Source organism: Nonomuraea sp. NPDC049480 (assembly GCF_044465905.1).
Taxonomy (GTDB): Bacteria; Actinomycetota; Actinomycetes; order Streptosporangiales; family Streptosporangiaceae; genus Nonomuraea.
Genome location: NZ_JBITMD010000080.1, coordinates 1 through 1,825 on the forward strand (window position 1 = coordinate 1; position 1,825 = coordinate 1,825).

A 1,825-nucleotide genomic window follows, 5' to 3' on the forward strand; every position below is an offset into this window, starting at 1 on the left:
GTGGGGTTGATGGGTAGGGGAGCGTCGTGCAGCCGGCGAAGCAGCAGAGTGATCTAGTTGTGGAGGCTGTGCGAGTGAGAATGCAGGCATGAGTAGCGAATCGAGGGTGAGAAACCCTCGCGCCGAATGACCAAGGGTTCCTGGGGCAGGCTAATCCGCCCAGGGTAAGTCGGGACCTAAGGCGAGGCCGACAGGCGTAGTCGATGGACAACGGGTTGATATTCCCGTACCCGCTTCAATGCGCCCATATCGAACCTCGTGATGCTAAGAGTCCTTAGCTCGGCTGCCTCTTCGGAGGCGGCGTCAGGGTGAACGCTCGATCCGATCGGGTAGTAGGTAAGCGATGGGGTGACGCAGGAAGGTAGTCCAGCCCAGGCGATGGTTGTCCTGGGGTAAGCATGTAGGGAGCGAGGTAGGTAAATCCGCCTCGTATGTATCCTGAGATGTGATGCCGAGCCGATTGTGGTGAAGTGGATGATCCTATGCTGCCGAGAAAAGCCTCTAGTGAGTGTTGTGGCGGCCCGTACCCTAAACCGACTCAGGTGGTCAGGTAGAGAATACTAAGGCGATCGGGTGAACTGTGGTTAAGGAACTCGGCAAATTGCCCCCGTAACTTCGGGAGAAGGGGGACCTCTGCTGGTGATCAGACTAGCTCTGGGAGCTGGTGGGGGTCGCAGTGGCCAGGGGGAAGCGACTGTTTACTAAAAACACAGGTCCGTGCGAAGTCGTAAGACGATGTATACGGACTGACGCCTGCCCGGTGCCGGAACGTTAAGGGGACCGCTTAGTGCACTTCGGTGTGCGAAGGTGAGAACTTAAGCGCCGGTAAACGGCGGTGGTAACTATAACCATCCTAAGGTAGCGAAATTCCTTGTCGGGTAAGTTCCGACCTGCACGAATGGCGTAACGACTTCCCCGCTGTCTCAACCGCAGACCCGGCGAAATTGCACTACGAGTAAAGATGCTCGTTACGCGCAGCAGGACGGAAAGACCCCGGGACCTTCACTACAGCTTGACATTGGCGTTTGGAGCGTCTTGTGTAGGATAGGTGGGAGACTGGGAAGCTCGGACGCTAGTTCGGGTGGAGTCATTGGTGAAATACCACTCTGGTCGTTTTGAACGTCTAACCCTGGTCCGTGATCCGGATCGGGGACAGTGTCTGGTGGGTAGTTTAACTGGGGCGGTTGCCTCCTAAAGAGTAACGGAGGCGCCCAAAGGTTCCCTCAGCCTGGTTGGCAATCAGGTGTCGAGTGTAAGTGCACAAGGGAGCTTGACTGTGAGACTGACGGGTCGAGCAGGAGCGAAAGCTGGGACTAGTGATCCGGCATCGGCATGTGGAAGCGGTGTCGCTCAACGGCTAAAAGGTACCCCGGGGATAACAGGCTGATCTTCCCCAAGAGTCCATATCGACGGGATGGTTTGGCACCTCGATGTCGGCTCGTCGCATCCTGGGGCTGGAGTAGGTCCCAAGGGTTGGGCTGTTCGCCCATTAAAGCGGTACGCGAGCTGGGTTTAGAACGTCGCGAGACAGTTCGGTCCCTATCCGCTGCGCGCGCAGGAGACTTGAAAGGGGCTGTCCCTAGTACGAGAGGACCGGGACGGACGAACCTCTGGTGTGCCAGTTGTATCGCCAGATGCACGGCTGGTTGGCTACGTTCGGAAGGGATAACCGCTGAAAGCATCTAAGCGGGAAGCTCGCCTTGAGATGAGGTCTCCCTCCATGAGAATGGGTAAGGCCCCCTATAGACGATGGGGTTGATAGGCCGGAGGTGGAAGCATGGTAACGTGTGGAGCTGACCGGTACTAATAGGCCGAGGACTTGACC

At 57.3% G+C, this 1,825-nt stretch carries 1 rRNA gene; it reads left to right on the forward strand.

What is annotated here, in order from left to right:
• Positions 1 to 1,825 (forward strand): 23S ribosomal RNA (locus tag ACIBX3_RS61185); the annotation flags it as partial.